Consider the following 25679-nt stretch of genomic DNA (forward strand, 5'->3'; position numbering starts at 1 on the left):
TTCAATACGTATTACAGTTTATGCGACGCGGCTAAGCTTTGCCGTTTCACCCTTCAGGCGAGGTGTGATAGTGTTGGTGTACCATTCGAGGAACTGCATCACGCCACCTTCATGCTCGACCGAATAAGGGCCGGGCTGGTAAGCGGGTGAGCGAATGCCGACCGCATTTTCTTCCACGATCTGGCGATCCTGGTCATTGGTCTGAATCCATACATGGGTCAGCTCATCAAGGTCGTAATCAACGCCTTCAACCGCATCCTTGTGAACCAGCCACTTTGTCGTCACCATGGTTTCCTCGGCGCTGATTGGCAGCACGCGGAACGAGATGGCGTGATCGACCATCAGGTGGTTCCAGGTTGATGGGTAGTTGAAGAGCAGCATAGCGCCGATATTGGTGTTACCCGCTACCTGATCGCTCAAAGGCTTCTTGACGGCTGGTTTGCCCGACATGGTGTAGCTCACGGCATCGCGCAGAAGCGGGATTCGGGTGATGCGGTAGCGGCCGTCTTCCGACATGTTAAACTCAGCAGGAAGGCCGATGGAGGCGCAGTTTTTCCAGAGCTGGTTGATTTCCGGGTCTTCCATCACCCCCTGAACGCCAGTAGCGCTCGGTGCTTCAGGATAGGTGCGGCAAAGCTCAGGATGGTTGGCTGCGCAGTGATAGCACTCGCGGTTGTTTTCCCATACGAGCTTCCAGTTGCCTTTCTCGATGATCGAGCTTTCAAAGGCGACCTTTGCATCCTTGATATTGTGCGGTGCGAGATAAGGCTCAACGAGATTGCGGAAGCCATTGAAGTCCGGCGCTTCGTCTGCAAGGCAGACATAGATATAGCCCGCGACGTTTTCGCAGTGAACCTGCTTCAAACCATATTCGGCAGGCTTGAAATCCGGGCCAACCTGACGTGCAAACAGCAGGCGGCCATCGAGTTCGTAGGTCCACTGGTGGTAAGGGCAGACGAGCTTCGCTGCAGTGCCTTTTTCGGCGGAGCATATGCGTGAGCCGCGATGGCGACAGGAATTGTGGAACGCGCGGATGCCGCCCTGAGCATCGCGCACGATGACGACAGGGTATGCGCCGACCTGAACGGTCATGTAGGAGCCGGTTTTTGGCAGCTCGCAATCGTGGCCGACAAACAGCCAATCGCGATAGAAGATGTTTTCCAGATCAAGCTTGTAGAAATCCGGATCAGTATAAAATTTCTGCTCCAGGCTGAAATTTGGGTCGCGCCCGGTCAAAAGCCCCAGCATTTCGTTGCGAACGTCCATAGCCTCGAACCCTCTGTGTTCTGTCGTTGGATTGGCCTTTTGCTGTTCTCTCAGCGACCTTGGCCCGATCCGGTGTTCCCTTAATCCTCCGGAAGCACGGCTTTTCCCGTTATCTCAATGGCTTGTCTGCTCATCTGCCGATGTTCAGACTGGCTCCCGTTGTCATGATTCAATCATCGAAATGTTCTAAACGCGCATTGGGATGCGACATGATTTTCGCGTAAAGACGACACGCCAGAGCGTGCTTCGATCCGCGTCCAGCTGATCGGTGCTCTAACTCGTTGTTTAGACGCGTATCTTGTCCGAAAACCGCTCCATACTTTTCGGGATATGCTCCAAAATGACGCGCTGAGAATGATGCCGGACTTCGCAATTGTGTGAGACTCTCTCTTGTGGGATTGCCAAGAGGCTAAAAAGGCAGTTACCAAACTGCGAAATATATTCAGTTTCATTCTATGGGAGGTTCAGAGGCCATGAAACGTTCAGAAATCAATGAGATTATCCGCGAGAGCGACGCCTTCATTCGTTCCTTTGGCTACGTCATGCCTCCTTTTGCTTATTGGTCGCCAGAAGAGCTGAAAACGCGCACTTCGAGCGATGCAAAGGCCATTCTCGATGGTCGTCTTGGCTGGGATATTACGGATTACGGTCAGGGCAAGTTTGCGGATCTTGGCCTGTTTCTCTTCACCACGCGCAACGGCAATGCCGAGGACCTCAAGCGCGGTGGCGGTATGCTTTATGCCGAAAAGATCATGATCTCGCGCAAGAATCAGCTTTCGCCGATGCATCGTCATGTGGTGAAGGCAGAAGACATCATTAATCGCGGTGGTGGCACGTTGGTACTGGAACTCTTCAATTCGCGCGCCGATGGCAGCGTCGATGAAGAAACCGATGTAACGGTTGCAACCGATGGCCGTCTCGTGACGCAAAAGGCCGGTGCTCATCTGAAGCTGAGTCCGGGTGAAAGCGTCACGCTTCTGCCGGGCAACTGGCACGCTTTTTGGGGTGAGGGTGCCGATGTGCTGATCGGTGAAGTATCGACAGTGAACGACGATCTGACGGATAATATTTTCCGTGAGCCGATCGGACGTTTTTCCAATATTGAAGAAAACGAACAGCCAGTACATCTGCTGGTATCAGATTATGATAAGTGGCTCTGAACCTAGCGATATTCCGGCTCTGGCCGTCTGCAAATGTCGGTTTTTGAGCTTCCGGTGCTCACGTACCCCAAAGTACGCTGCGCTCCGGGTCTCGAAAACCAACATTTTCGACAGGCCATAACCGAAATCTCAACTGGTTCAGCAGGCTTGCGATGAACAAAAAGGTCTAAACTTATGAAGCTGGCGATGATCGGGACGGGCTATGTGGGTCTGGTTTCGGGCGTGTGTTTTGCCGAATTTGGCTTTCACGTCACCTGTGTCGACAAGAATCCGTCGATCATCGAACGGCTTGAAGCGGGTAAGGTTACGATATTCGAGCCGGGACTTGATGAGCTTATGGGCCGGAATATTCGTGACGGGCGGCTCGAGTTCAGCACTGATCTGGCGAGCAGCGTTGCCGATGCCGATGTCATCCTGATCGCCGTTGGCACGCCGTCGCGGCGTGGCGATGGCGAGGCCGATCTGCAATATATTGAGGCAGCAGCCGATGAAATTGCTGCTGCCATGAAGCCGGGGGCGGTGGTCGTCATCAAATCGACCGTTGTTGTTGGCACCAATGCGCGCATTCGTGATCGTATCGCGCAAGCGCGTCCGGGCGTTGCCTTTTCGATGGTTTCAAATCCAGAATTCCTGCGTGAAGGCTCTGCGATTGAAGATTTCATGCGCCCTGATCGCGTTGTCGTTGGTGTTGATGATGAGCGTGGTAAGGCTGCGATGCAGCGGCTTTATCGTCCGCTTTATCTGCGTGAAACGCCGATGGTGGTCACGTCGCTGGAGAACGCGGAAATCATCAAATATGCGGCCAACGCTTTTCTTGCGATGAAGGTAACTTTCATCAATCAGGTAGCCGATCTTTGCGAAAAGACCGGCGGTAATGTGCAGGAAGTCGCGCGCGCCATCGGCATGGATAACCGCATCGGTTCGAAATTCCTCCATGCTGGCCCGGGCTTTGGCGGTTCCTGCTTCCCGAAGGACACACGCGCCTTTGCTGCAACCGGCAAGAAATACGATGCGCCGCAGTCGCTGATCGAGGAAGTGATTTCGGTCAACGAGGCGCGCAAGCAAGCAATGGCAGAGCGCATCGTTACAGCGGCTCGCGAAAGCGGCGCGAATACGGTTGCCGTGCTTGGTGTCGCCTTCAAACCGAACACGGACGATATTCGTGAATCGCCGTCGCTCGATATCATTGCGGCTATCCAGAAGGCTGGCCTCTCTGTTCGTGCGCATGATCCCGAAGCGATGGATGCTGCAAAGGCAGTATTGCCGGATGTGATCTGGTGCAGCTCCGCCTATGAGGCCGCAAAAGGCGCAGGTGTTGTGGCGCTGCTCACCGAATGGAATGCCTATCGCGCATTGGATCTGAAGCGTGTCGCCAATGCGATGGAAGGCAATGTGCTGATTGATCTTCGCAATGTCTATAAAGCCGATGATGTGGCCGGAACCGGACTTGATTATCGCTCAGTGGGGCGGACTCTAAAAATCCAGTAGCTAAAACAAAAACGCCGATCTGAACTCATCAGATCGGCGTTTTGATTTTGAGCTGTGAACAGCAAACTAGTCAGCCGCTGCCACGCGCTTCTTCTCGTTGGCAATCAGCCAGAGATTGCGGACATAAACGATAAGGCCCAGAGCCTGGCCCGCGATGAAGACCGGATCCTTGCGCTGTATCGCATAAATCAGCAGCAACGCGCCGCCAAACAGCGAAAAGAACCAGAATGCTACCGGCATAACACTTTTCTTGGCCTTCTCAGATGCCAGCCACTGCACGACGAAGCGCATGGTGAAACAGGCCTGTGCAATAAAGCCAAGAATGATCCAGCCATCCCATTGTGCGACGAACACATCGTGCAGCCATTGAGCGAGGCTGTTGAAAATATCAGTCATGGGTAATCTCCGTCACGCGCGGCACAACCTTGCGACGCTTGCGCAGCCACCATACGCCATAAAGGTCGAGAATGCCGCGCAGGCCACGGTCGAGAATGCCGTAGTTGGATTTGCCATGGCGGCGTTCGCGGTCGGTGACATCGATGTGGACGACATCAAAGCCTTCACGCAGGGCCAGCGCTGGCAGATAACGATGCCAGCCGTCAAAAAATGGCAACTGGCGGAAAAGTTCAGTGTGCAGTGCTTTGAGGCCGCAACCGGAATCGCGCGTTTTGTCCTTCAGGATCGCGCCGCGCAGATTGTTGGCAAAGCGTGAGGAAAGCTGCTTGAGTTTGGTGTCGGTGCGCTTGAGACGCTGACCGGCGGCGATACCAAAAGCCGGGCCTGCATTGATCAAAGCGTCTGCAAGTGCTGGCAGATAGGCTGGATTATTCTGTCCGTCGCCGTCCATCGTCACAACAATCTGACCACGAGCTGCGAAAACACCGGAGCGCAATGCAGCGCTCTGTCCGGATGAACGGTCGTGGCGGATATGGCGCAGCGGCTTGCCTGCATGGATGCGACCAGCCAGCACATCACTGGTGGAATCTGTCGAGCCATCGTCAACGACGATCACTTCATAGTCGCGACCCAGCATGGCGCTATCGACTTCGTCGAGCAGAAAAGCGAGATTGTCGGCCTCATTGCGGCAGGGGATGACCACAGAAATCGTTGGTGTTGCCAAGCGGAGCTTCCTTCATTCCTTGCGCATTTGCCGTAAAATCGTGTGCTTAATATCTCAGTACAGGTGCCCTGTAGCGCGCAAGGCGGGCTCCATAACATTGATTGCCGGGCAAACCAAGTGTTTCAAGAAATCGTGAGTTGGACCGGATAGTTGTTTATCAGCCGCTTTTACTCCGACATATGTCCAGACGGAAGTACCTCTGCAAGCCAATCCAGAAAATTCTGCGTCACTTCATCCCGGTTGATGTCATTGAGGCTTTCGTGGCGCGTGCCGGGGTAAATCGTGCAAGTGACCTTGCTGAAGCCCATGGCCTGCATTCTGTCCGCAAGTTTACGCGTCGCTTTGGCCTTGTCTGTTGCAGGATCCTCAGTGCCTCCAACCAGATTGAAAGGCAAATCTTTGCGGATACCCGCAAAGTTGCTGTCGGTTGCACCAGCTTTCATCATACGAAAGACGTCGATCCAGAGTGCAACACTCGCGTCGAAGCCGCAGAGCGGATCATTCACATAGGCTTCAACCTCTGCCGGATCGCGCGAGAGCCAGTCGAAAGGCGTTTTATGGCCGGGAATGGATGCTCCCCATGCGCGGAAGGTGAGCTTCGGCAGAATAGAGCTTGGAACGTCGGAGCCCTTGAACATCCGCTCCGCCTTCAGCAGCGCCATGGCAGCACTGTTTTCGATGCCGCCATTGAAATTGGCATTCCAGACTGCAGCTGCATCGATGGTATCTGAATGTGCAAGCGCATAGTTCAGTGCGATAAGTCCACCCATCGAGTGCCCGAACAAAACCACAGGTACGCCGGGATGGGCCGCATGAATATGGCGGTTTAGTGCGAGAATATCGTCGATGGCCACTCTATGGCCGTCTTTTTGTGCAAACATTCCTCTTGGTGCATGAGGACTTATGTTTGCACCATGACCACGGTGATCATGTGCATAGACGTGGTAGCCCGCTTGATTAAGCGCCTTTGCGAAGCGCGCATAACGAGCCGAATGTTCGGCAAGCCCATGGCAGATGTGCACGATAGCCTTTGGGGCGTCTTGCGCAGCTGACAACGACTGACGGTATGGCAGTTCGGTTCCGTCTGAGAGGGGCAAGCGATTGATGGTTTCAAATGACATGGGATCATCTGAATTTATGCTGCGCAAATAGTCAAATTGTCTTTTGGTAGCGTCTTTAAAAAAGGCATCCAAAGGTTGAATGAACTAATTTTAGGCATTTGCAATTTTTGAGCAAATTCCGCTTGAAAACCGCGAAATCCTAGGCAAATCTATCTTTATCAGGGGATATGGACGGAGTTTTGAAGAGAATTCAGGGGCGTCGAATTCCAGTCGTTAAGGCATAACTAGCAGGCTATTCGGTGAAAGGGAGGATACTTTCTCGAATAGTGGCCAGAGGGGAAACCGGGTGACGGAAATATCCGCGCCCGGTTTCATTTTATCAAGGCATATTTCCATTTGGACTTTGCGCGATGATATTTGCTTCCGCGCTCTATTTCGCCTACATAGCCTTCAGAATTTTATCTGCGGTTCGACCGAATAGTCGTACACGCTCTCTAACTCGTGGAGACGACGCGCTTTATGGCACGCCAATTCATCTATCATATGTCCGGGCTGAATAAGGCCTACGGCGCTAAGAAGGTTATCGAAAACCTTCACCTGTCATTCTATCCAGATGCGAAGATCGGTATTCTTGGTCCAAACGGCGCCGGTAAGTCGACGATCCTCAAGATCATGGCCGGTATGGACAAGGATTATACCGGCGAGGCCTGGCTCGCTGAAGGTGCGACTTGTGGCTATCTTGCTCAGGAACCGCATCTTGATCCTGAAAAGACTGTACTCGGCAATGTGATGGAAGGCGTGGCTGACAAAACGGCCATTCTCGACCGTTATAATGAGCTGATGATGAATTATTCTGATGAAACCGCAGACGAAGGTGCGGCTCTTCAGGACGTTATCGACAGCCAGAACCTCTGGGATCTGGACAGTCAGGTTGAAATGGCGATGGAAGCTCTGCGCTGCCCGCCAGCTGATGCTGATGTCACCAAGCTTTCGGGTGGTGAACGTCGTCGTGTGGCACTTTGCAAGCTGCTTCTTTCGAAGCCTGATCTGCTGCTGCTCGACGAACCGACCAACCACCTTGACGCTGAAACCACCGCTTGGCTGGAAAAGCATCTGCGTGAATATGAAGGCGCTGTCCTGCTCATCACGCACGATCGCTACTTCCTCGACAATGTAACGGGCTGGATTCTCGAACTCGATCGCGGTCGCGGCATTCCTTATGAAGGCAACTACTCTGCCTATCTGGAAGCCAAGTCCAAGCGCATGATTCAGGAAGGCCGTGAAGACGATTCCCGTCAGAAGGCGCTTGAGCGTGAACGCCAGTGGATTGCTGCGAGCCCGAAAGCGCGTCAGTCCAAGTCTAAGGCCCGTATCAAGGCCTATGACCAGCTGGTCGAAGCCGCCAACAATCAGCGTCCGGGCGATGCCCAGATTCTGATCCCGGCTGGTGAGCGTCTTGGTCAGGTGGTTATTGAAGCAGAAGGTCTGACCAAATCGTTTGGCGACCGTATGCTGATTGAAAACCTTACCTTCAAGCTGCCTCCGGGTGGTATCGTTGGTGTTATCGGTCCAAACGGTGCCGGTAAGTCGACGCTCTTCAAGATGATTACCGGTCAGGAAAAACCGGATTCCGGTTCGATCCGCATCGGTGACACCGTTCATCTTGGTTATGTCGATCAGAGCCGCGATCACCTCGACCCAAACAAGAATGTCTGGGAAGAAATTTCTGGCGGCAACGACATTATCAAGCTTGGCAAGTTTGAAATGAACTCCCGCGCTTATTGCGGTGCGTTCAATTTCAAGGGCGGCGATCAGCAGGCCAAGGTCGGCAATCTCTCCGGTGGTCAGCGTAACCGCGTGCACCTTGCCAAGATGCTTCAGGCAGGCGGCAACGTTCTGCTCCTCGACGAACCGACCAACGATCTTGATACGGAAACGCTGGCAGCGCTCGAAGATGCGCTTGAAAAATATGCTGGCTGCGCTGTTATCATCTCCCACGATCGTATGTTCCTCGATCGTCTGGCAACGCACATCCTCGCTTTTGAAGGCGATAGCCATGTTGAGTGGTTCGAAGGCAACTTCGAGGATTACGAAGCTGACAAGGTCCGCCGTCTTGGACCTGAAAGCGTCAATCCGAAGCGGGTAACCTACAAGCCGCTGACGCGCTAAGAAATCAAAGGCCGGTGCATCGCACCGGCCTTTTTGTTTGACCGCATGTGCTTAACTCTCACGAATTGTGAGGGTGTAATGAGGAGTGGAAAATGAAAGACTGGTCCGCAAAGCAATATCTGAAGTTTGAAGATGAACGTAGCCGCCCGGCAGCTGATCTTCTAGCGCAGATTATGATCGATAGTCCGCGCAAGGTGGTCGATATCGGTTGCGGTCCCGGAAACTCCACCGAGCTTCTCGCCAATCGTTGGCCGAATGCAAAAGTCTCGGGTTTCGACACGTCGCCGGATATGATCGAGAAAGCCAAACAGCGCTTGCCACAGGTTGATTTTTCTCTGGGTGATCTGACGAAGTTTGAGCCTGACGTTGAGACGGATGTGCTGTTTTCCAATGCGGTTTTTCAGTGGATTCCTGATCATAAAGAGCAGATGCAAAGGCTTTTGTCGCAGCTCCGGACTGGCGCTTATCTCGCGGTGCAAATGCCGGATAATATGGCAGAGCCAACCCACGTATTGATGCGTGAAGTTGCCAGGTCCGAACCCTTCGCCGCGAAGATTGGCAATAAGGGAAGGGGGCCTCTGCCGCCTGTCGCCGATTATTACAATGCGCTGATTGATCATGCTTCCCGTGTTGATATCTGGCATGTGGTTTACAATCATCAGCTGGCTGATGTGGACGCTATCATTGAGTGGGTGAAATCCACCGGTCTGCGTCCCTTCCTTGATCCATTGGATGATGATGAGCAGCGCGAATTTTTGAAAGCATACAAATCGCGTCTTCTGGAATTCTATCCAACGCTGAATGATGGTCGTGTGCTGCTGCGCTTCCCACGAATTTTCATCGTTGCCAGAAAATAACAAAACGCTTTAGCGAGTCTTCTCTCGTCTGTTGCGGAGACCGTCTTTCACAAAGATTTTACCGGGTCTGCAAATCGCTTATCCGGTAAAATATCTAAAGTTCAAATGCTTATGCTCCTGCTGAAGAGTTTCTAATCCAATAGTAGTGCATGATAATAGATTGCATACAAACGATATTGCTCCTATGATTTTGCGATATCGGAGGTAATTCCAAACAATTTTTGATGCCCGCTGGGATCGCTTGATTGGGAGTGGTGACATCTGTTTTTCAAAGATGTTGCGTCAAGGTTAGCTTCAGAGACTGTGCGGCTTTTGGTCGAACCATGCAGACTTGCAGACTGAAATCTGAGGCCCGACCGACCTGCCGAATATATTGATTTAGAGATCAACGATTACTGGTTTTGCTCTCTCCCAAGCAAGGCAAGTGATCATGCAGTCGTTTCCCCGTTTTCGGCTGCTATCGGGAGTTTCAGAATGAGCAATGCAGAAATGCACAGCGATGCCAATGGTGAGATCGAAGAGAAACACGACGCTCACGATACGCGCCGCCGGATTTATGCGATCGTTGCGAGCGCCTCCGGCAATCTGGTCGAATGGTACGACTTCTATGTCTATTCTTTCGGCGCACTTTACTTTGCATCACAGTTTTTCCCGGCTGAAGATCAGACCAGTCAGCTGCTGAACGCGGCGGCGATTTTCGCAGCCGGTTTTCTTATGCGCCCGATTGGCGGTTGGCTGTTTGGTCGGCTCGCGGACAAGCTCGGTCGCCGTACTTCTATGCTGATTTCGGTCAGCATGATGTGTCTTGGTTCTTTTGCTATTGCTATCCTTCCGACTTATGAGTCCATCGGCCTTTGGGCACCGCTTCTTCTCTTGCTGGTGCGACTGTTGCAGGGCCTGTCGGTTGGTGGAGAATATGGCACCACTGCCACTTACATGAGTGAAGTGGCTCTTGCCGGGCGTCGCGGTTTCTTCTCGTCGTTCCAGTATGTGACGCTCATTGGCGGTCAGCTTCTTGCTGTTCTGGTGCTGGTCATTCTGCAGTTCTTCCTGACTCCAGAACAGCTGCATGAATGGGGCTGGCGTATCCCGTTTGCTATTGGCGGTCTGGCTGCAATCGTCGCGCTTTATCTGCGCCGTACACTGCACGAGACTTCAACCGAAGAGTCACGTAACAGCAAGGCTGCGGGTAGTTTTGCGACGATCTGGAAGCATCACCGCAAGGCATTTCTGGTCGTTGTGGGCTTCACGGCTGGCGGTTCGCTGACCTTCTATACGTTCACGACCTATATGCAGAAATATCTGGTCAATACCGCCGGTATGAACAAGGAAACGGCCAGCGAGGTTATGACGGTCGCGCTGTTTGCATTCATGCTCATGCAGCCGCTGTTTGGCTATATCTCCGACAAGGTTGGTCGCAAACCGATGATGATCGCCTTTGGCGGCGTATCGGTGTTGACGACTATTCCTTTGCTCACAGTGCTTGGCTCTGTGCAAAGCCCGACAATGGCATTTGTCTATATCGCCATCGCTTCGGCAATTGTGAGCATGTACACGTCGATTGGCGGCATCGTGAAATCGGAACTGTTTCCGGCTGAAGTGCGTGCTTTGGGTGTAGGTTTTTCCTACGCCATTGCCAATGCAATCTTCGGCGGTACTGCCGAATATGTGGCGCTATGGTTCAAGAAGGCCGGCTTTGAAAGCGGGTTCTTCTGGTATGTAACCATCATGATGGTGATCGTGTTCATCGTCGGTCTGGTCATGCCTGATCCGCGCAAACATGGTTATTTGCAGGGTCACGGAACCCACTGATACCTGAACGTGTTAGACGCCGCCTTTGGGCGGCGTTTACATTTCTACCTTTTCATCATCATCAGCGGTGACGAGACGTGTGGCACGCCATTCGGTTAGCTTTTTGTTGATGTCATCTAGTACAAAGAAACGCGCTGAATCCTTATCATATCCGTCATCGCGCAGAGTGTCATAGTCAGTATGCGCGTGGCGAACATGCGCGACTGTTGCAAGCCAGACGGCCACCGAGGGTGGGAGCGTCTTCATATGAGGCGCAAGTGCCGCAGCTCGGATTGGCTCTGAATCTGAATAAGGGACCGCAGGAAGCAAAAGCGTGAGCGATTTTGCGATTGCCTTCTGTCGTACAGTGCTTGCACCCATGGCGGTCTTCCTTTCCTGCCTGCAGCAAGATTCGATATAATCATAACCCAGCTACCATTCTGCTCAAACGGCTACCCGAACCGGGTGACAGTTTTGCTGTGTATGGGTTTGCGAAAACTGCTTGCGTCATTATCGCAATTCACATAAACATATCTTTATATGTTTTAGAGCGTGGAGGTTGCGGATTGCGTTTGCAGCTCGATCAGATGGTGGATGTTTTAAAAGCGGTGGCCGAGCCAAGCCGCTTACGCATCCTTGCGCTTCTTTCCAAGGGCGATTTGACGGTATCTGACCTGACCACAATTCTTGGTCAGTCGCAGCCGCGCGTGTCGCGCCATCTCAAGCTGCTCGGTGAAGCTGATCTGATCGACCGTTATCAGGAAGGCGCCTGGGCCTATTTCCGGCTTTCCGATAATGCGCTCTGCGGTGAGGTTGCGCGCAATCTTCTCATCCGGCTCGATGCGACGGATGCGCTGATTGAGCGCGATCTGGAGCGGCTCTCACAGGTCAAATCCAATCGTCAGGAAAAGGCTGCGGCCTATTTCAGTGCGAATGCGGGAAGCTGGGATGAAATTCGCAAGCTTCATGTGTCTGAGAATGCCGTGGAAGCAGCGCTCAAGACCATTGTGGGTGATAAGCCATTTCAGGCGATGCTTGATGTTGGCACGGGCACCGGTCGGTTGCTGGAACTGTTTTCACCGCTTTATTCTCGCGGGCTTGGCATTGATATCAATCGCGACATGCTTGCCGTGGCGCGTGCCAATCTTGACCTTGCAACGGTGAGCAACGCGCAAGTGCGGCAGGGCGATGTTTATGCGCTGCCCGTCGAACGTGAGAATTTCGATCTCGTAACCATCCATCAGGTTCTGCATTTTCTTGATGATCCGCAGGCTGCTATTCGCGAGGCAACGCGTGCGCTGCGCCCCGGCGGCAGACTGCTGATTGTCGATTTTGCACCGCATAAGCTTGAGTTTCTGCGCGAAGAACACGCGCATTTGAGGCTTGGCTTCAGCGATGAGCAGATGCTTGGCTGGTTGAAGGAAACAGGGCTTGAGCCCGCCACAACGACTGAATTGGGGCCGAAGGTTGCCAATGGCGATGACGGATTGACGGTAAAGCTCTGGCTTGCCCGTGATCCGCGTGTGCTGATTGCTGATCCGGCTTCGCGCAATGAAAGCATGACGGAGACAGTTTGATGGGTTTCTATGGTCTTTCCCGCCGACCAGATATCGGCCAGACCACCCGGGTTTCGTTCGAATTCTTCCCGCCCAAGTCGGAAGAAATGGAACAGCGCCTGTGGGAGACGGTAACGCGGCTTGCGCCGCTAAAGCCGGAATTTGTCTCCGTGACCTATGGTGCGGGTGGTTCTACGCGTGAGCGCACGATTCGCACGGTTGCACGTATTCTGAAAGAAACAGATGTCCAGCCTGCTGCGCATCTCACCTGTGTTGATGCGACCAGTGAGGAAGTTGATCGCGTGGCGCAGGAGTTCGCAGCGCTTGGCGTCAATCGCTTCGTAGCGCTGCGTGGTGATCCGGCTGCCGGTATCGGCCAGAAATATGTTCCGACGCCGGGCGGCTATCAGAATGGCGCTGAGCTCGTCGGTGGTCTGCGCAAGCTTGCTGACTTCGACATTTCTGTTTCGGCGTATCCTGAAAAGCATCCGGAAAGCCCGGATTTTGCGACCGATATCGATATGCTCAAGCGCAAGGTCGATAATGGTGCAACGCGCGCCATCACGCAGTTCTTCTTCGATAACAACCTTTATGAGCGTTATGTCGAGCGTGTGCGCCGTGCGGGTATCTATATCCCGATCGTTCCAGGTGTTCTGCCGGTCCATAATTTCAAGCAGGTTCGCAATTTCTGCGCACGGTCAGCAACGCATATCCCGGCATGGCTGGCAGAGCGCTTTGACGGGCTGGATAATGACCCGCAGACGCATCAGCTTGTTGCAGCAGCCATTGCTGCCGAACAGGTCATGGATCTGATTGAACGCGGCGTGCAGGACTTCCATTTCTACACGATGAACCGAGCTGACCTTCCATACGCAATCTGCCACATGATCGGTATTCGGCCTAAAACTGAACCCCAGTTAGAAGTCGCCTGAAATGAAAAAAGCCCGGTCTGAAACCGGGCTTTTCTTTTAAGTGAAACGGATCGGTTCATCCTCAAAAACCGATGCCGTCTAATGGCTTAGGCTGTTCCCAATCAGGGAATAACGCCTGCTATCAACGCGGCAACAAATGCAAATGCTGCACAGATCATGAGGACATTCAAAGATCGCGTAAGTCCCATTGGTCTGTCTCCTTCTAAGCATCCGACGAAGTCGAATGCGCGCTGGTAGAGAACCTGAATCTAAGCGCAAAAGGCCTCAAACAAAAGAAGATTTCTTGCTGCAATATGCGGTGATCGTGGAAAAAACCTTCTGTTTACCACCTAAGTCATTGAAATTTTTAACTGTAAAATTTTGTTCACATTTCATGAAAATGCCACGAAACCGCCAATTTTGAAGGTGGTTGGACACAATATTTGGGGTGTTTTAGCTGATAAAAGCCAGAAACACGGACAGAGTCACGACTGAAATCGTTGTCGAATAGAGGATTACATTCGACGTAATTGCCGCCTCACGACGGTAATGTTCGGCCAGCATGAAGGGGCCGGTGCCCGCGGGCAGTGCTGCGAGCAAGGTCGCGCTTTGTGCCAGATGCGGCGGCAGTTTAAACACATAGACTGCAAGCAGCCATGTGGCGAGCGGCATGATAATGAGCTTGACCGAGACAAGAAAAGCGATGGCATTGATGCTTTCCCGCTCGATCTTTCGGGGCTGGGCAAGGAAAAGCCCAAGCGCAACCAGCGCGCAAGGAGAGGCAGCGCCGCCCAACATCTTCAGGAAGGTTTCGGCAGGTGCAGGAATGGTAAAGCCGGTTACAGGCACCAGCATTCCGAGGAATGGTGCAACGAGCAGCGGATTGCGGATCAGCGAACGCGTTACCTTCCAGGCAAGATGCAGCGGCTTCTTCTCGGTCTGCAGGCCGATCTCGATCAGAACAATCGCAAAAGCGAAGGTCACACAAACGGTGATGATGATGGTGATCGTGGTTGCAGCGAGAACGCCTGAACCAAATGCAATCATAGAAAGCGGAATGCCCATATAGCCCGTATTGGGATAGGCTGCATTAAGGCCATCGATGGCGCTGTCTGCGAGCGGCTGCTTGCCGCGCAGGCGGATAATGAAGGGCAGGGCAAAGGCGATGGCGCTGCTGAGCAGAAACACGGCGATAAAGCCCGGTTGCCAAAGTTCGCTGCCATGGGTGTTGGCCATGATGTCGAACAGCAGGGCCGGCAGTGCTAGATAGACGACAAAGCGATTGAGTTCCGCAATTGCATGTGGGCCCAATATTTTCAGCTTGAACGCAAGCCAGCCTGAGAAAATCAGGGCGAATACGGGCAGGACGACGATCAGAGTCGAGAGCATGGCGGGATCACTTGCAACGATAGAGCGGTTCCCGCTTTTGCTGGAAATACTCTAGAACTAAAAAGGCGCGGGGTTATCCGCGCCTTGGATTTATTCAGAGTCAGAGTTTTTCAAGCAGCTCTGGAGTTGGCCAGGAATCAGCAGGCATTCCAAGACGCAGCTGTTCGGTGCGGACTGCATCGCGGGTCAATACGCCGAAGACACCATCAATCTTGCCCATATCATAGCCACGAGCCTGAAGCTTGTTCTGCAGTTCCTTCATCTGTTCCTGCGTCAAGCCCTGATCAGGGTTGCCGGGATTGAAGGCTGGAGCACCTGCAAGGCGGGTGGCAAAATAAGCAGCCGTGGTCGCGTAAACAATCGACTTGTTCCACTCCACGAAAACATCGAAGTTTGCATAAGACAGGAACGCTGGTCCCTTGCGGCCCAGTGGCAGTAACAGCGATGCATCGCCATCATCAGGGCCAAGCGGTCCCTTGAGGCCGACAACGCCCTGTTCAGCCCACCATGAATGCGGCTTGCGATTGGTGCGGATGGATTCTTCCCACGGCAGGTCTTTGGTGATGCGTACTTCTTCGAGCCAAGGCTCGCCGCGTTTCCAGCCGAGTTCGGAAATCATGCGGCCTGCGGTCATCATCGCATCAGGCACACTGTTCTTGAGGTCAACCTTGCCGTCGCCGTCGCCGTCAACGCCGCGCTCAAGATAATCCTTCGGCAGAAGCTGCATCATGCCGATTTCGCCAGCCCATGCACCTGTTGTTGCCGCATCGACAACACCGGTATCAAAAAGCTTGAGAAGGGCGATCAACTGAGGACGGAAGAGCTCTGGGCGGCGGCAGTCGTAGGAAAGCGTCACAAGCGCGTTCAGCGTGTCGAAATCACCCTGAATGGCGCCGTAATCGGTTTCAAGCCCCCAGAAGGCTGCAAGAACAGGACCCGGCACGCCGTAAGTGTCTTCGACCTTCTTGAACACATCGGCATATTTGACGAGGTTGCTCTGGCCGTTCTTCAGGCGCGCTTCAGAAATCAAGCGCTTGGAGAATTCGGTGAATGTCAGGTTGAAGACCGTCTGTTTGCGGTCGCGGTCGAGAACTTTTTGCTCAAGCATAGCCTTGTGTAGTTCGGCAATGCCCTTTTCACCCACGCCTGCTTCGCGTGCTTCCTTGGTCAGATTATCCATCCACTGACCGTAATCGATCTCGCATTCCGGCTTAGGCAGATTGGCCGCATTGGTTGCGGCATCCGGGCCCGGAGAGGCGAGCGCGGGAGAAATTGCAGTTGATGCCAGTAAAGCGGCAGCCATCACTGAAGCGATAAGTTTCATCGAGAGAACTCACAATTAAAAGAGAAAGAACTTCCCCATTTATTTCCAAAAGCTATTGCCTCATCACGTCATGGAAATGAAGCGAAACTTAGCGTGAGTTCTCATTTGATGCCGAGTTAACGGACCTTGTTGCTTTCCAGCCACTTTTTCCATGCACTGGCACTGCCGGCAAACACATTGATATCTGCGTCACCCTTGATGCCCGGAATGGTTCCCGTACCCGTATATTGCCAGAAGGTCCAAGGATGCGGCCCGTATTTTTCTGTAGGATGCCCAGCCGTGGATCGCAGCCAGAACGGATATTCACGCATCTGGTTGAGGTCGTTTTCATCAAAGAAGTCGACCGTTGTGTAGATGATCGGTCGTTTGCCATAGTGCTTTTCGACGGCATCAAGGAAAATCTTCATTTCCTTGCGCACCACGACCGCATTTGGCCTTAGCTTGCAGCTCGGCGAACTTGCGTTCCATTCCATATCGAGAACAGGTGGCAGTGCGTTCGGATCGCGCGGAACATTCTGAATGTACCAGCGTGCCTGCTCGATGGCTGGGCGGCAGAAGTAATAGAAATGATAAGCGCTGCGCGGAATGCCAGCCTGCTTCGCGCCGTTCCAATGCTCGGTGAAACGGTCATCAAACCGGTCGCCGCCTTCTGTTGCCTTGATGAAGGCAAACGAAATGCCGCTGCGGCGTACGGCACTCCAATCAACATCGACCTGATATTTTGAAACATCCGTACCATGGATTGGATAATGCCATGGTGTGCGGCCCGTCCATTCAAACGGTTTTCGATCACCGAACCGCGGTGCATTGACGGCTCCTGTCGGGCGCGCCATCTGCTGCATCGAATTGCCTGACTTTTTAACGTCGGCGAAGTCGTAGTCGACTGTGGTGCAGCCGGCTAGAAGTAACATGCCAAGGGCTAGAATGCTGCGGTTGGCCATACGGTTCATACAGTGGTCCCGGTGTCGCGAATCAATCTTAACAAGGGTTACGCGATCCCGATGCTGACGTCATCAGTCAGCGGGCAAAACTTTGCTGGAAATAGATTGTGTCGCACCAGTTGCGGCTTATTCGGCGCGGATGGTCGCGATCCATGCAAAGCCGCGATAGAGCACTTTGTGTCTTGATATGGCGCCTTGTTCTGCGGCCATGTGATCTGCGACAGTGAAGAGATCACTACGAGGCGTCACATGGAACCAGCGAAGCCAGGTGAAAAGTGCTTTCTTAAACCAGTTTGGCAGACCTTGCTGATCTCCAAAATCGACTATGTGCAGTTCGCCGCCCGGTTTGAGGTGGCGAATGCTTTCCCGGATGACAGGTTGCCATTGCCGGATCATCGAAACAGCATAGGAAATGAAGATACGGTCGAAATTGCTTTGACCAAAAAGCGCTTCGGGGTCGAAATGCGTGGCGTCGGCGCGTTCGAGGCTGGTGCGCTCGGCAATCCCGGCCCGCTCAGCCGCGCTGTGGGCCGTTTCCAGCATCTCCGCTGAAATGTCGATGCCAAACAGTTTTGCGTCCGGGTAGGCTTGGGCGGTTTTGACGAGATTGCGGCCTGTGCCGCAACCGATTTCGAGTACATTGCCATTGGACGGAACATTGAGGCCAGTGATCATTGTATCGCGGCCAAGGAGATAATATTTGCGCGTTGCATCGTAAAAATGCCGTTGCCGCTTATAAACCCGGTCCATCAGGCTGGCATGATCGATGCCCTGAGCCCGTCCGCGACTGCCCAATGGATTAGCGCCCATATCAAGCGTCCTTTAATGTGTAGAGGTGAAACCCGCCATATATAGAAGAGCGGTCGCGATCATGTAGCGCGCGCGATTCATCTTCGCGGTAATCCCAATGGGCCAGGATTGACGGATCAACACGGCCCGGAAGCAGGCTTGGTTCTGCTGCCGTGCGGAAAATGACGCGGGCACCGGGCGCTGCTGTGCGTGTGATTTCGCTCCAGAGCGCGTTGAGCTGGCCGTCGTTCATCCAGTCCTGTGCGTCGAGCAGAATATAGCGATCCACGGATGAGGCTGGCTTCTGGGCAAGGAACTCGGTGTAGTTGGCGTTCTGAACCGTCATGCGGTCCACACGGGCGCGCACGGTTTCAAAATTGGCGCGAGAGAGGTAGGGGGGAAGGGGGCCGGTTTCCTCATTGCCGCTATAGCCACGCCCGAAGGCCTGCCAGGCGAAATAATTTTCAGTCAGCGGAAAGGCGCAGGCGAGTTTTTCAAGGCGCGCACGGAGGACGAAAGCCATGTCGCCATTACCGGCGGTTGCCAGTGCATCATATTGCTGCGGTGGAATGCCAAGGCCAAACAACGATGATTTACGAGCGGTGGCCCAGCGTACCATGCGTTTTTCAAACAAGGGTGCGAGTGCTGTATCGAAGAATGTCCGCTGCTCTTCCATAGTGCGTGCCTTGAGAATGTCACGCGGGTCAATGCCATAAAGGCGGGCAACGCGGTGTCCCATGCCGATGAAGACACCCAGAAGACCGTGACGATACAGGTCACGCGAGAAGATTGAGATGCGCTGGCGGCCACTCAGTTTGCGTTTTTCCCAGTAGGCGCGGCTTTCTTGATCAAGATGCGGCCGGATAAAGCGCTGGTAGGCGGCGAGATTGGCCTTGTCATCAGCCTTGCCATAGAAGCGATAAAAGGTGGCATAATCGGGCAGGTGCTTGAGTGCTGCAAGCTTCAGGCGATTGAACGCCACATGCGCACGGTTAAGATCGACGGCCTCGACGCGAGCCGGATCGGCGGTCAGGTAGGAAAGCGCGTTGCAGCCGCCTGACGCGATGGTCACGATACGATGGCCGGGCTGAATGGCGAGCGCCACCATGTCGACTTCCGGGTCTTCCCAGATTTGCGGATACACCAGCCCCTTAAACAACCAGGCAAAAAGACGCTCTGAAAAGCCCTGTCGTGAGAGCGCATGATTTTGTGTGACGGCGCGTTGAAGGATCGTTCCGTTGGCGTCTTGTCCTGTCATGCCATGCTCCCCGTTTATTGAGCGCATCCCGAATTCTGAATTGGTTCGGGCAAGATGCGCGAAGTTTTAAAGGCGAATCCGACCTTGTTTGCGCAAGTTAAACATCTGCCAGTGACAGGGGCGTGACGGCAGTTTTACGGGAAAATCATGGTTAAAACTTTGTTATTATGGCGTTTTGTTACGAGCAGTAAGACTATTTGAGAGAACCTTTCCGCATGCTCGCCGTTTTTTGTTGTGACGTTGGCATCGTCGTAAAGCATCGCCGGGGACTAAAGAGCGATGTGGCGACTGTCTTCGTAGGTGATTGATCGGATGAACCGATCAGACACGGAAAACCAAAGCAGCGTTGGCTAAATCCCCGCAGCGCTGATTTTTAGGGAAGGAGAGCCATTATGAAAAAGTTTCTGGTAAGTGCGGTAGCTGCCGTATCGTTCCTCGGACTTGCTGCCTGCAGCGACAATTCGAAAGATACGAATAGTGCGCCGTCCACCCCTGCGCCATCAGCGCCGGCAAATAACGATACGACAACGACTCCGTCGACCCCAGCACCGGCACCATCGACACCGGGCACGGGTACACCTCCTGCAAACTAAATTGCAGTTGGTTTTTGTGAACCGCGATCAGTTCGCGGCTGAATGGCGGTCTGTTTTGCAGGCCGCCATTTTCCCCGAAAGGAGCAAAGTTGATGGATAACTCTGCAGTAGTCGTCAATAAAGACAGTATGACTGCGTTTTCCATGTTCAAACGCAGGCTTTCTTCGGTTATGGCTTTTGTTATGAGCCGTCATTTTTTGTTTTTGATTTCCGCTGTTGTTCTGGTTGCCCTTGCTGCTTGCGGCAAAGGAGAGGACGAGCAGGCTGCTGCTCCAGCTCAGCCAGAGCAAAACACATCTGCTCCAGCCCCATCCAGTGATACACAGGCTGGACCAGATTTAATGAAGGCTTTGCAGGATAATGCTGGCGTTATAACTCCCGAACAAAAGGCTGCAGCGATTGAGCGTGCGCGCACCAATGCCGAAGCTGCAGCCAAGGCTGTGGGTCAGAGCGTTGAGCAGGCACAGGCCGCAGGCGAAGCGGCGGCGAGTGCTGCACAGCAGTCGTTTGAGGCTCGTCAGGCCGCGCAATAATCGTCTTCAAAGACAGCGATATTTTTCTAAATTATTGTTTTTTCGTCGATTGCAACGGGTTGTTGTTTCCAGCCTTTACGGAATTATATAGAAACGATTCATGTCGATCTGGGTCCGCATCGGTGAGTTCGTCACCTCTGTAACGCTGAACGCTATTTCCAGCGTTATCGAAGCCGTGCGCACGGTTTTTGAGGGCGATGCAGATACGCGCCGTCGCGTTGCATTTTCCATTGCCATGATCGCGCTGTCTGCAAAAATGGCAAAAGCGGATGGTGTGGTGACGCAGGATGAGTTTCGGGCGTTTCAGAGCATTTTTTCAGTGCCGCCAGAAGAGCACGCCCATGTGGTTCGTCTCTATAATCTCGCTCAGCAGGATGTGGCGGGCTATGAAAGCTACGCGCGTCAGCTGGCAGGTCTTTGCCGCGAAGGCGACGATAATTGTCATCTGCTTGAAGATATTCTCGACGGTCTTTTTCATATCGCGACCGCTGACGGCTATGTGCATGACAAGGAAATGGCGTTCCTTGCGAGCGTTGCTGAGATTTTCGGTTATGACGAGGAAGGCTTCGAGCGCATCGCGCTCCGCCATGTCAATCGCGGAGAGGGCGATCCTTATGCCATCCTCGGGCTTGTTCGCGGTGTGTCGTTTGAGGATGCGCGCAAGCGCTATCGCTCTTTGGTGAAAGAGCACCATCCTGACCGCCTTGTTGCGGAAGGTCTTCCGCTGGAATTTATAAAGATCGCAAATACACGCCTTGCTGCCATCAATGCAGCCTGGGCAAGCGTAGAAAAACAATTGGAAGCCGCATGAGCAGCGCAGACGTATCAGAAGCAGAACTTTTGGCGGCACTTGTTTTGGATAAGCCCGATTATCCAGCGGCCTCGATTGATGCGTCGCCGAATTTCGGCATTCGCAAGGACGGCAAGACACCGACCTATTTGATCCTGCATTACACGGGCCTCGCGACAGCTCAGGAGGCGGTTAATATTCTCAAGTCGCCTGAGATGGAAGTGTCGGCACATTATCTGGTTCATGAAGATGGCCGCGTAGTGCAGATGGTGTCGGAAAAGGCGCGCGCATGGCACGCAGGAAAGAGCTTCTGGAAGGGCGAGACCGATATCAATTCGGCATCAATCGGGATCGAAATCGTCAATCCGGGCAATCTTGAAAATTATCCGCCCTTTGCGGACCGTCAGATTGAAGCAGTTATCGAGCTTTGCCGCAGCATATGTAGCCGATATGAAATCCGTCCTGAAAACGTACTCGCGCATTCGGACATCGCACCAGAGCGTAAAACAGATCCGGGGCACAACTTCCCGTGGAAAAAGCTTCATGCCGCAGGGATTGGTCATCTGATCGAACCAACTGCTGTCCGGGGCGGACGCTTTCTCGCGCGTGGCGAGCAAGGGCAACCGGTCGAAGCTTTGCAGTCCATGCTGGCACTTTACGGATATAAAATCGAGATCAATGGTGTGTTCGATGAGGCCACCGAGACCGTAATTAAGGCGTTTCAGCGGCATTTTCGGACACAAAATGTGGACGGTGTAGCGGACGTATCTACTATAGATACCCTCTACAGGCTTATTTTTTCCCTACAAAATGTTACCGCATGAGCATGAGATTTCATGCTTATGCGTGATAGCTTGAGGTTTCATATTTCTGTAGTAATTTCATTAAATTAGAACGATTACACCTTTTGGCGATGGTATTTTTCCACCATGGCGCGTATCACGAAATGTGACAGTCTTTATTACAACCTGTAAGACTAATTTACTTCCCCAACCAATCTTCGGCTGCATTTCCCCAGCAAATGATCTGGCATTCCCAGCGGCGACGGGCGGGTTTTGGCCAGTCATGCGGGATCATAATTCAAACGGCTCTGCTGCCCCCAAGACCAGCGAAGCCCCATAAAAAACGATCCAAGACGGTAGGTTATGAAAGTAAAATTTGTTGTTGTATGCGCCCTGATTGGCGCCATGAGTTCTTTTGGCCTTAATTCTGCAATGAGTGCGCCAGTCAATGAACCAACCAATCTGGCAGATCTTCTGAAGGCTCGCGCCCAGAACAAGGCTGCTGAAACCAACAAGTCTGAACAGTCATCACGCTCAGCCCAGACAGAACGCAAGCAAACCGCAAAGAAGGCTTCGGTCATCACAAAGCGTGCCGCACCAACGGCAAAGAGCGCGAAGCGGTCCAAATCTCGCGGTGAGACTTCAAAGTCCGTGAAGAGCGGTACCGGCTACTCCCAGATTATCAATCGTTATGCAGCGACCTACGGCGTGCCTTCGTCGCTCGCCCATGCGGTTGTTCGTCACGAAAGCAATTTCCAGCCAAATGTTCGCGGCAAGGCTGGTGAAATCGGTCTGATGCAGATCAAGCTCTCGACGGCTCGTGGCCTTGGTTATACCGGTTCTGCAAAGGGCCTCTATGAGCCTTCGACCAACATCCAGTTTGGCATGAAGTATCTTGCAATGGCACAGAAGCTCGGCGGCGGCAGCACCTGCGGCACGATCCTCAAGTACAATGCCGGTCATGGTGCAAAGCGCATGAACCCAACCTCTGCAAAATATTGCAGCTCGGTTAAGGCCTACATGGCTGGCCTTTAATATTTGTTCTGACGCCTATCCTGAAAGTCGTTTAGCCCTTTTCGGGATAGGCTCTGAATTTATGTTGTCGGTTGCGTAGAGTTCCAAACCGATGATGTAAACGAAAAGCCGGTAGCGGTTTCGCTGCCGGCTTTTCTGTTTTGCATAGATTTTTTCGAAACCCGGTTCCCACTTGGCATGATCGTGCTATATACGCGCCCGTCAGTCGGTCGGGCAGCCGCGCTTGTCATATGCCGAAAGGCGGCAGGTGAGGAAAGTCCGGGCTCCATGGAAACACGATGCCGGGTAACGCCCGGCGGGGGCGACCCCAGGGACAGTGCCACAGAGAGTAGACCGCCCCGTCTTCCGTACCGCTTGGTCAAGCGGCAGGGATGACGGGGTAAGGGTGAAAGGGTGGGGTAAGAGCCCACCGCGCCGGTGGCAACACAGGCGGCACGGTAAACCCCATTGGGAGCAAAACCGAATAGGGACGGCGCGCCGGTTCGCAAGAACCGGCAATCAGTTTCCGGATCAGCCGTCCGGGTGGGTTGCAAGAGGCGGGTGGCGACATCCGTCCCAGATGAATGGCTGCCACGTTGGACGCAAGTCCGGCCATACAGAACCCGGCTTACAGACCGACTGACACTTTATCCTTCCCCATTTCTGTTTGATCGCAGGAAACGGATAGTTGTGTTTTTGTTGCACATCTATTGCGGAACTTCCCAATCAAGGAGGTTTCCATGTCGATTTTACAAGATAAGGTCGCAATCATTATCGGTGCGTCGTCGGGAATAGGGCGCGCTACGGCAATACTGTTTGCTGCGCAAGGTGCAGCTATCGTTCTAAATGCCCGCAATGAGGCAGGGTTGGTGCCAGTAGCGCAAGCTATCAAAGAGCTTGGCCGCGAAGCACATTATGTGGCTGGTGATGCTTCACGAGCTGAAACACATGAGAAACTCATAGCCGTTGCGCAAAATGAGTTCGGTCGTCTTGATATTGCTTTTAACAATGCTGGCACGGTCGGCCCCATCGGACCGATGACAGAAGCAAGCCTTGATGATTGGAACAAGGTGATTGCCGGAAATCTGACATCGGCATTTCTCGGCGCGAAATCGCAGATACCATTCATGCTCAAGTCCGGCGGCGGTTCGATCATTTTTACATCGACCTTTGTTGGCACCAGTGTCGGCATTCCTGGAATGTCGCTCTATGGTGCCGCAAAGGCTGGGTTAATGGGATTGGTGAAGGGCATCACTGCAGATTATGGCGCGCAAGGCATCAGAGCCAATGCGCTTTTGCCGGGCGGTGTCGATACGCCGATGGCAGGCAGTGACGCGCAGAAAGAGTGGGCGGCGGGCCTCCATGCAATGAAACGGATTGCGCAGCCGGAAGAAATTGCACAGGCGGCACTCTTTCTTGCAGGGCCAATGGCAAGCTTTGTTTCCGGTTCAGCGCTTTATGCTGATGGTGGCAATTCAGCGGTTAAGTAAAAAACAGCGGCTTTCCGGATTGGAAAGCCGCTGTCCCGTCTCAAATCGGTACGCCTGTGAAGAAGTCGTAGATGAGTTTCATGTTCAACACGACAATGATGGCAGCGGTAACTGCTGCAAGGATTGTTACCCAGCGCGGCGCCACCAGCGCGCCCATCTTTTTCTTTTCTGCTGTGAACATCACGAGCGGGATGATGGCAAAGGGCAGCTGAAGACTGAGCACCACCTGCGACAGGATCAGAAGTTCCGTCGTTCCCTGCGAGCCATACATGATCGTAACTATGGCCGCTGGCACGATAGCGACGAAGCGGGTGATTGCGCGACGCAACCAGGGCTTCAGTTTGATATCGATAAAGCCTTCCATCACGATCTGACCAGCCATGGTCGCCGTGATGGTCGAGTTAAGCCCGCAGCATAGCAGCGCAATTGCAAACAGTGTTGGCGCCAGAGCGGAACCAAGCAACGGGTTGAGCAAGGCATGGGCTTTGTCGAGATCTTCGACGGTGGTATTGCCTGTCGCATTGAAGCTTGCTGCGGCCAAAATCAGGATCGATGCATTGACCAGCAGTGCGAAGGTAAGGGCAATCGTCGAGTCGAGTGTTGCAAAGCGTATTGCTTCACGCTTTTCCGGCAAAGTATGCCCGTAATCGCGTGTCTGAATGATGCCGGAATGGAGATAGAGGTTATGCGGCATCACGGTCGCACCAATAATGCCCAATGCTATATAGAGCATATCCGGATTGCGGATGATTTCTGTGGTTGGCGCAAAGCCGCGGATCACTTCGCCCCATTTGGGTTCAGCCATCAAAATCTGGATCAGGAAGCAGAGCGCAATGACGCCGAGCAGCGTGATGATGAGTGCTTCGACCCGACGAAAGCCTTTGTTCTGGAGATAGAGAACAAGAAGCACGTCTGCGGCGGTAATGATGACGCCGATTTCCAGCGGAATGCCGAAAAGCAGATTGAGACCGATTGCCGTGCCGATAACCTCGGCAAGATCGGTGGCGCAGATGGCAAGTTCTGCCAAAAACCACAGAGGCCAGGCGAGAAAGCGTGGATAGGCATCGCGGCAGGCTTGAGCGAGATCGCGACCGGTCGCAACCGCAAGCCGGGTGCATAGTGCTTGCAGAAGTACTGCCATGAGATTTGAAATCAACACGACCGACAGCAGCATATAGCCGAAGCGGGAGCCACCTGCGAGCGAGGTGGCCCAGTTGCCGGGGTCCATATAGCCTACGGCGACAAGATAACCGGGGCCAAAGAAAGCCATTGCGCGGCGAAGTTTTGAGCCGGATCGGTTTACCCGTATAGACCGGTGTACATCGGACATCGAGGCTTCGCCCCGATCACGACGCCAACCTTCAAATGTAACGTCTTGCGGAGCGGGGGGCGTGCTT

The 25679-nt window shown here is 53.4% G+C and carries 23 protein-coding genes, 1 other RNA gene and 1 pseudogene; 14 read left to right on the forward strand and 11 right to left on the reverse strand.

What is annotated here, in order from left to right:
• Window positions 1-18: 18 nt before the first annotated feature.
• Entirely contained in the window at window positions 19-1266 is a 1248-nt protein-coding gene (locus QSJ70_RS01060) for an aromatic ring-hydroxylating oxygenase subunit alpha (protein WP_194779852.1), read from the reverse strand.
• Between the two features lie 473 nt (window positions 1267-1739).
• On the opposite strand from QSJ70_RS01060, the gene QSJ70_RS01065 reads away from it, so the two are divergent.
• Together QSJ70_RS01065 and QSJ70_RS01070 are read left to right on the forward strand one after the other, a co-directional pair.
• On the forward strand, window positions 1740-2426 hold the full coding sequence (locus QSJ70_RS01065) for a D-lyxose/D-mannose family sugar isomerase (RefSeq protein WP_079212097.1): 687 nt from the start codon (window positions 1740-1742) through the stop codon (window positions 2424-2426).
• A gap of 174 nt (window positions 2427-2600) precedes the next feature.
• Complete coding sequence (locus QSJ70_RS01070) at window positions 2601-3914, forward strand: UDP-glucose dehydrogenase family protein (RefSeq protein WP_007875868.1); 1314 nt, start codon at window positions 2601-2603, stop codon at window positions 3912-3914.
• A gap of 66 nt (window positions 3915-3980) precedes the next feature.
• Here the strand turns inward: QSJ70_RS01070 and QSJ70_RS01075 are convergent, their stop codons facing one another.
• The 3 genes from QSJ70_RS01075 to QSJ70_RS01085 form a co-directional block, all read right to left on the reverse strand.
• Complete coding sequence (locus QSJ70_RS01075; protein ID WP_007875866.1) at window positions 3981-4310, reverse strand: lipid-A-disaccharide synthase N-terminal domain-containing protein; 330 nt, start codon at window positions 4308-4310, stop codon at window positions 3981-3983.
• Window positions 4303-5034, reverse strand: coding sequence for a glycosyltransferase family 2 protein (locus QSJ70_RS01080; RefSeq protein WP_113160037.1), 732 nt, complete (start codon window positions 5032-5034; stop codon window positions 4303-4305). Before QSJ70_RS01080 ends, QSJ70_RS01075 begins: the two co-directional genes overlap by 8 nt.
• 167 nt (window positions 5035-5201) lie before the next feature.
• Window positions 5202-6155: an alpha/beta hydrolase gene (locus tag QSJ70_RS01085; RefSeq protein ID WP_194779854.1), complete on the reverse strand. Its 954-nt coding sequence runs from the start codon at window positions 6153-6155 to the stop codon at window positions 5202-5204.
• Between the two features lie 459 nt (window positions 6156-6614).
• Between QSJ70_RS01085 and ettA the strand changes: the two genes are divergently transcribed.
• The 3 genes from ettA to QSJ70_RS01100 all read left to right on the forward strand — a co-directional run bounded on the left by ettA (window position 6615) and on the right by QSJ70_RS01100 (window position 10933).
• On the forward strand, window positions 6615-8264 hold the full coding sequence (gene ettA / locus QSJ70_RS01090; protein WP_007875859.1) for an energy-dependent translational throttle protein EttA: 1650 nt from the start codon (window positions 6615-6617) through the stop codon (window positions 8262-8264).
• A 92-nt stretch (window positions 8265-8356) separates the two neighbouring features.
• On the forward strand, window positions 8357-9121 hold the full coding sequence (gene tam, locus QSJ70_RS01095; protein WP_112805657.1) for a trans-aconitate 2-methyltransferase: 765 nt from the start codon (window positions 8357-8359) through the stop codon (window positions 9119-9121).
• A gap of 474 nt (window positions 9122-9595) precedes the next feature.
• On the forward strand, window positions 9596-10933 hold the full coding sequence (locus QSJ70_RS01100; RefSeq protein ID WP_112805659.1) for an MFS family transporter: 1338 nt from the start codon (window positions 9596-9598) through the stop codon (window positions 10931-10933).
• 36 nt (window positions 10934-10969) lie between these two features.
• On the opposite strand, the gene QSJ70_RS01105 is transcribed toward QSJ70_RS01100, so the two are convergent.
• Window positions 10970-11293, reverse strand: coding sequence for a DUF2293 domain-containing protein (locus QSJ70_RS01105; RefSeq protein ID WP_064320838.1), 324 nt, complete (start codon window positions 11291-11293; stop codon window positions 10970-10972).
• 206 nt (window positions 11294-11499) lie between these two features.
• On the opposite strand from QSJ70_RS01105, the gene QSJ70_RS01110 reads away from it, so the two are divergent.
• Both QSJ70_RS01110 and metF read left to right on the forward strand, forming a co-directional pair.
• Entirely contained in the window at window positions 11500-12489 is a 990-nt protein-coding gene (locus QSJ70_RS01110; RefSeq protein ID WP_112812579.1) for an ArsR/SmtB family transcription factor, read from the forward strand.
• Window positions 12489-13400 (forward strand): methylenetetrahydrofolate reductase [NAD(P)H], encoded by a 912-nt coding sequence (gene metF / locus QSJ70_RS01115; RefSeq protein WP_285534511.1) that lies wholly within the window; start codon window positions 12489-12491, stop codon window positions 13398-13400. Before QSJ70_RS01110 ends, metF begins: the two co-directional genes overlap by 1 nt.
• Before the next feature lie 432 nt (window positions 13401-13832).
• Here the strand turns inward: metF and QSJ70_RS01120 are convergent, their stop codons facing one another.
• The 5 genes from QSJ70_RS01120 to QSJ70_RS01140 form a co-directional block, all read right to left on the reverse strand.
• Window positions 13833-14768, reverse strand: a complete 936-nt coding sequence (locus QSJ70_RS01120) for an AEC family transporter (protein ID WP_285534512.1) — start codon at window positions 14766-14768, stop codon at window positions 13833-13835.
• Between the two features lie 100 nt (window positions 14769-14868).
• Window positions 14869-16092, reverse strand: coding sequence for a lytic murein transglycosylase (locus tag QSJ70_RS01125; RefSeq protein ID WP_113497976.1), 1224 nt, complete (start codon window positions 16090-16092; stop codon window positions 14869-14871).
• Window positions 16093-16208: 116 nt separating this feature from the next.
• The gene (locus QSJ70_RS01130; protein WP_079212090.1) at window positions 16209-17042 is read right to left on the reverse strand and encodes a glycoside hydrolase family 25 protein; all 834 of its coding nucleotides are present in this window, start codon (window positions 17040-17042) and stop codon (window positions 16209-16211) included.
• Window positions 17043-17159: 117 nt separating this feature from the next.
• On the reverse strand, window positions 17160-17843 hold the full coding sequence (locus QSJ70_RS01135) for a class I SAM-dependent methyltransferase (protein ID WP_285534513.1): 684 nt from the start codon (window positions 17841-17843) through the stop codon (window positions 17160-17162).
• 1 nt (window position 17844) lies between these two features.
• Window positions 17845-19080 (reverse strand): BtaA family protein, encoded by a 1236-nt coding sequence (locus QSJ70_RS01140; RefSeq protein ID WP_064320833.1) that lies wholly within the window; start codon window positions 19078-19080, stop codon window positions 17845-17847.
• Between the two features lie 392 nt (window positions 19081-19472).
• Here QSJ70_RS01140 and QSJ70_RS01145 point away from each other — a divergent pair, with 392 nt between their 5' ends.
• From QSJ70_RS01145 to QSJ70_RS01175, 7 genes and pseudogenes are all read left to right on the forward strand, one after another.
• Complete coding sequence (locus QSJ70_RS01145; protein ID WP_079212087.1) at window positions 19473-19673, forward strand: hypothetical protein; 201 nt, start codon at window positions 19473-19475, stop codon at window positions 19671-19673.
• A 132-nt stretch (window positions 19674-19805) separates the two neighbouring features.
• Window positions 19806-20206: pseudogene (locus tag QSJ70_RS01150) on the forward strand (hypothetical protein).
• A 100-nt stretch (window positions 20207-20306) separates the two neighbouring features.
• Entirely contained in the window at window positions 20307-21017 is a 711-nt protein-coding gene (locus QSJ70_RS01155) for a J domain-containing protein (protein WP_007875826.1), read from the forward strand.
• On the forward strand, window positions 21014-21820 hold the full coding sequence (locus QSJ70_RS01160) for an N-acetylmuramoyl-L-alanine amidase (protein WP_285534514.1): 807 nt from the start codon (window positions 21014-21016) through the stop codon (window positions 21818-21820). Before QSJ70_RS01155 ends, QSJ70_RS01160 begins: the two co-directional genes overlap by 4 nt.
• Window positions 21821-22141: 321 nt before the next feature.
• Window positions 22142-22813 carry a lytic transglycosylase domain-containing protein gene (locus QSJ70_RS01165; RefSeq protein WP_007875824.1) on the forward strand — a complete coding sequence of 224 codons (672 nt, stop codon included), beginning with the start codon at window positions 22142-22144 and terminating at the stop codon, window positions 22811-22813.
• Window positions 22814-23014: 201 nt separating this feature from the next.
• Window positions 23015-23439: RNase P RNA component class A (gene rnpB / locus QSJ70_RS01170), an RNA gene on the forward strand.
• Window positions 23440-23532: 93 nt separating this feature from the next.
• Window positions 23533-24282, forward strand: coding sequence for an SDR family oxidoreductase (locus tag QSJ70_RS01175; protein WP_285534515.1), 750 nt, complete (start codon window positions 23533-23535; stop codon window positions 24280-24282).
• A gap of 40 nt (window positions 24283-24322) precedes the next feature.
• On the opposite strand, the gene QSJ70_RS01180 is transcribed toward QSJ70_RS01175, so the two are convergent.
• A complete protein-coding gene (locus tag QSJ70_RS01180; protein WP_231195821.1) occupies window positions 24323-25612 on the reverse strand; it encodes an Nramp family divalent metal transporter in 1290 nt (429 codons plus the stop codon).
• Window positions 25613-25679: the final 67 nt, after the last annotated feature.

Source organism: Brucella sp. NBRC 12950, from assembly GCF_030268145.1.
Lineage (GTDB): Bacteria > Pseudomonadota > Alphaproteobacteria > Rhizobiales > Rhizobiaceae > Brucella.

Excerpts from the sequence above, each read along its gene's own strand:
- QSJ70_RS01060 (WP_194779852.1), bottom strand. The coding sequence starts at position 1,266 with ATGGACGTTCGCAACGAAATGCTGGGGCTTTTGACCGGGCGCGACCCA.
- QSJ70_RS01065 (WP_079212097.1), top strand. The coding sequence starts at position 1,740 with ATGAAACGTTCAGAAATCAATGAGATTATCCGCGAGAGCGACGCCTTC.
- QSJ70_RS01070 (WP_007875868.1), top strand. The coding sequence starts at position 2,601 with ATGAAGCTGGCGATGATCGGGACGGGCTATGTGGGTCTGGTTTCGGGC.
- QSJ70_RS01075 (WP_007875866.1), bottom strand. The coding sequence starts at position 4,310 with ATGACTGATATTTTCAACAGCCTCGCTCAATGGCTGCACGATGTGTTC.
- QSJ70_RS01085 (WP_194779854.1), bottom strand. The coding sequence starts at position 6,155 with ATGTCATTTGAAACCATCAATCGCTTGCCCCTCTCAGACGGAACCGAA.
- ettA (WP_007875859.1), top strand. The coding sequence starts at position 6,615 with ATGGCACGCCAATTCATCTATCATATGTCCGGGCTGAATAAGGCCTAC.
- tam (WP_112805657.1), top strand. The coding sequence starts at position 8,357 with ATGAAAGACTGGTCCGCAAAGCAATATCTGAAGTTTGAAGATGAACGT.
- QSJ70_RS01100 (WP_112805659.1), top strand. The coding sequence starts at position 9,596 with ATGAGCAATGCAGAAATGCACAGCGATGCCAATGGTGAGATCGAAGAG.
- QSJ70_RS01105 (WP_064320838.1), bottom strand. The coding sequence starts at position 11,293 with ATGGGTGCAAGCACTGTACGACAGAAGGCAATCGCAAAATCGCTCACG.
- QSJ70_RS01110 (WP_112812579.1), top strand. The coding sequence starts at position 11,500 with ATGGTGGATGTTTTAAAAGCGGTGGCCGAGCCAAGCCGCTTACGCATC.
- metF (WP_285534511.1), top strand. The coding sequence starts at position 12,489 with ATGGGTTTCTATGGTCTTTCCCGCCGACCAGATATCGGCCAGACCACC.
- QSJ70_RS01120 (WP_285534512.1), bottom strand. The coding sequence starts at position 14,768 with ATGCTCTCGACTCTGATCGTCGTCCTGCCCGTATTCGCCCTGATTTTC.
- QSJ70_RS01125 (WP_113497976.1), bottom strand. The coding sequence starts at position 16,092 with ATGAAACTTATCGCTTCAGTGATGGCTGCCGCTTTACTGGCATCAACT.
- QSJ70_RS01130 (WP_079212090.1), bottom strand. The coding sequence starts at position 17,042 with ATGAACCGTATGGCCAACCGCAGCATTCTAGCCCTTGGCATGTTACTT.
- QSJ70_RS01135 (WP_285534513.1), bottom strand. The coding sequence starts at position 17,843 with ATGGGCGCTAATCCATTGGGCAGTCGCGGACGGGCTCAGGGCATCGAT.
- QSJ70_RS01140 (WP_064320833.1), bottom strand. The coding sequence starts at position 19,080 with ATGACAGGACAAGACGCCAACGGAACGATCCTTCAACGCGCCGTCACA.
- QSJ70_RS01145 (WP_079212087.1), top strand. The coding sequence starts at position 19,473 with ATGAAAAAGTTTCTGGTAAGTGCGGTAGCTGCCGTATCGTTCCTCGGA.
- QSJ70_RS01155 (WP_007875826.1), top strand. The coding sequence starts at position 20,307 with ATGTCGATCTGGGTCCGCATCGGTGAGTTCGTCACCTCTGTAACGCTG.
- QSJ70_RS01160 (WP_285534514.1), top strand. The coding sequence starts at position 21,014 with ATGAGCAGCGCAGACGTATCAGAAGCAGAACTTTTGGCGGCACTTGTT.
- QSJ70_RS01165 (WP_007875824.1), top strand. The coding sequence starts at position 22,142 with ATGAAAGTAAAATTTGTTGTTGTATGCGCCCTGATTGGCGCCATGAGT.
- QSJ70_RS01175 (WP_285534515.1), top strand. The coding sequence starts at position 23,533 with ATGTCGATTTTACAAGATAAGGTCGCAATCATTATCGGTGCGTCGTCG.
- QSJ70_RS01180 (WP_231195821.1), bottom strand. The coding sequence starts at position 25,612 with ATGTCCGATGTACACCGGTCTATACGGGTAAACCGATCCGGCTCAAAA.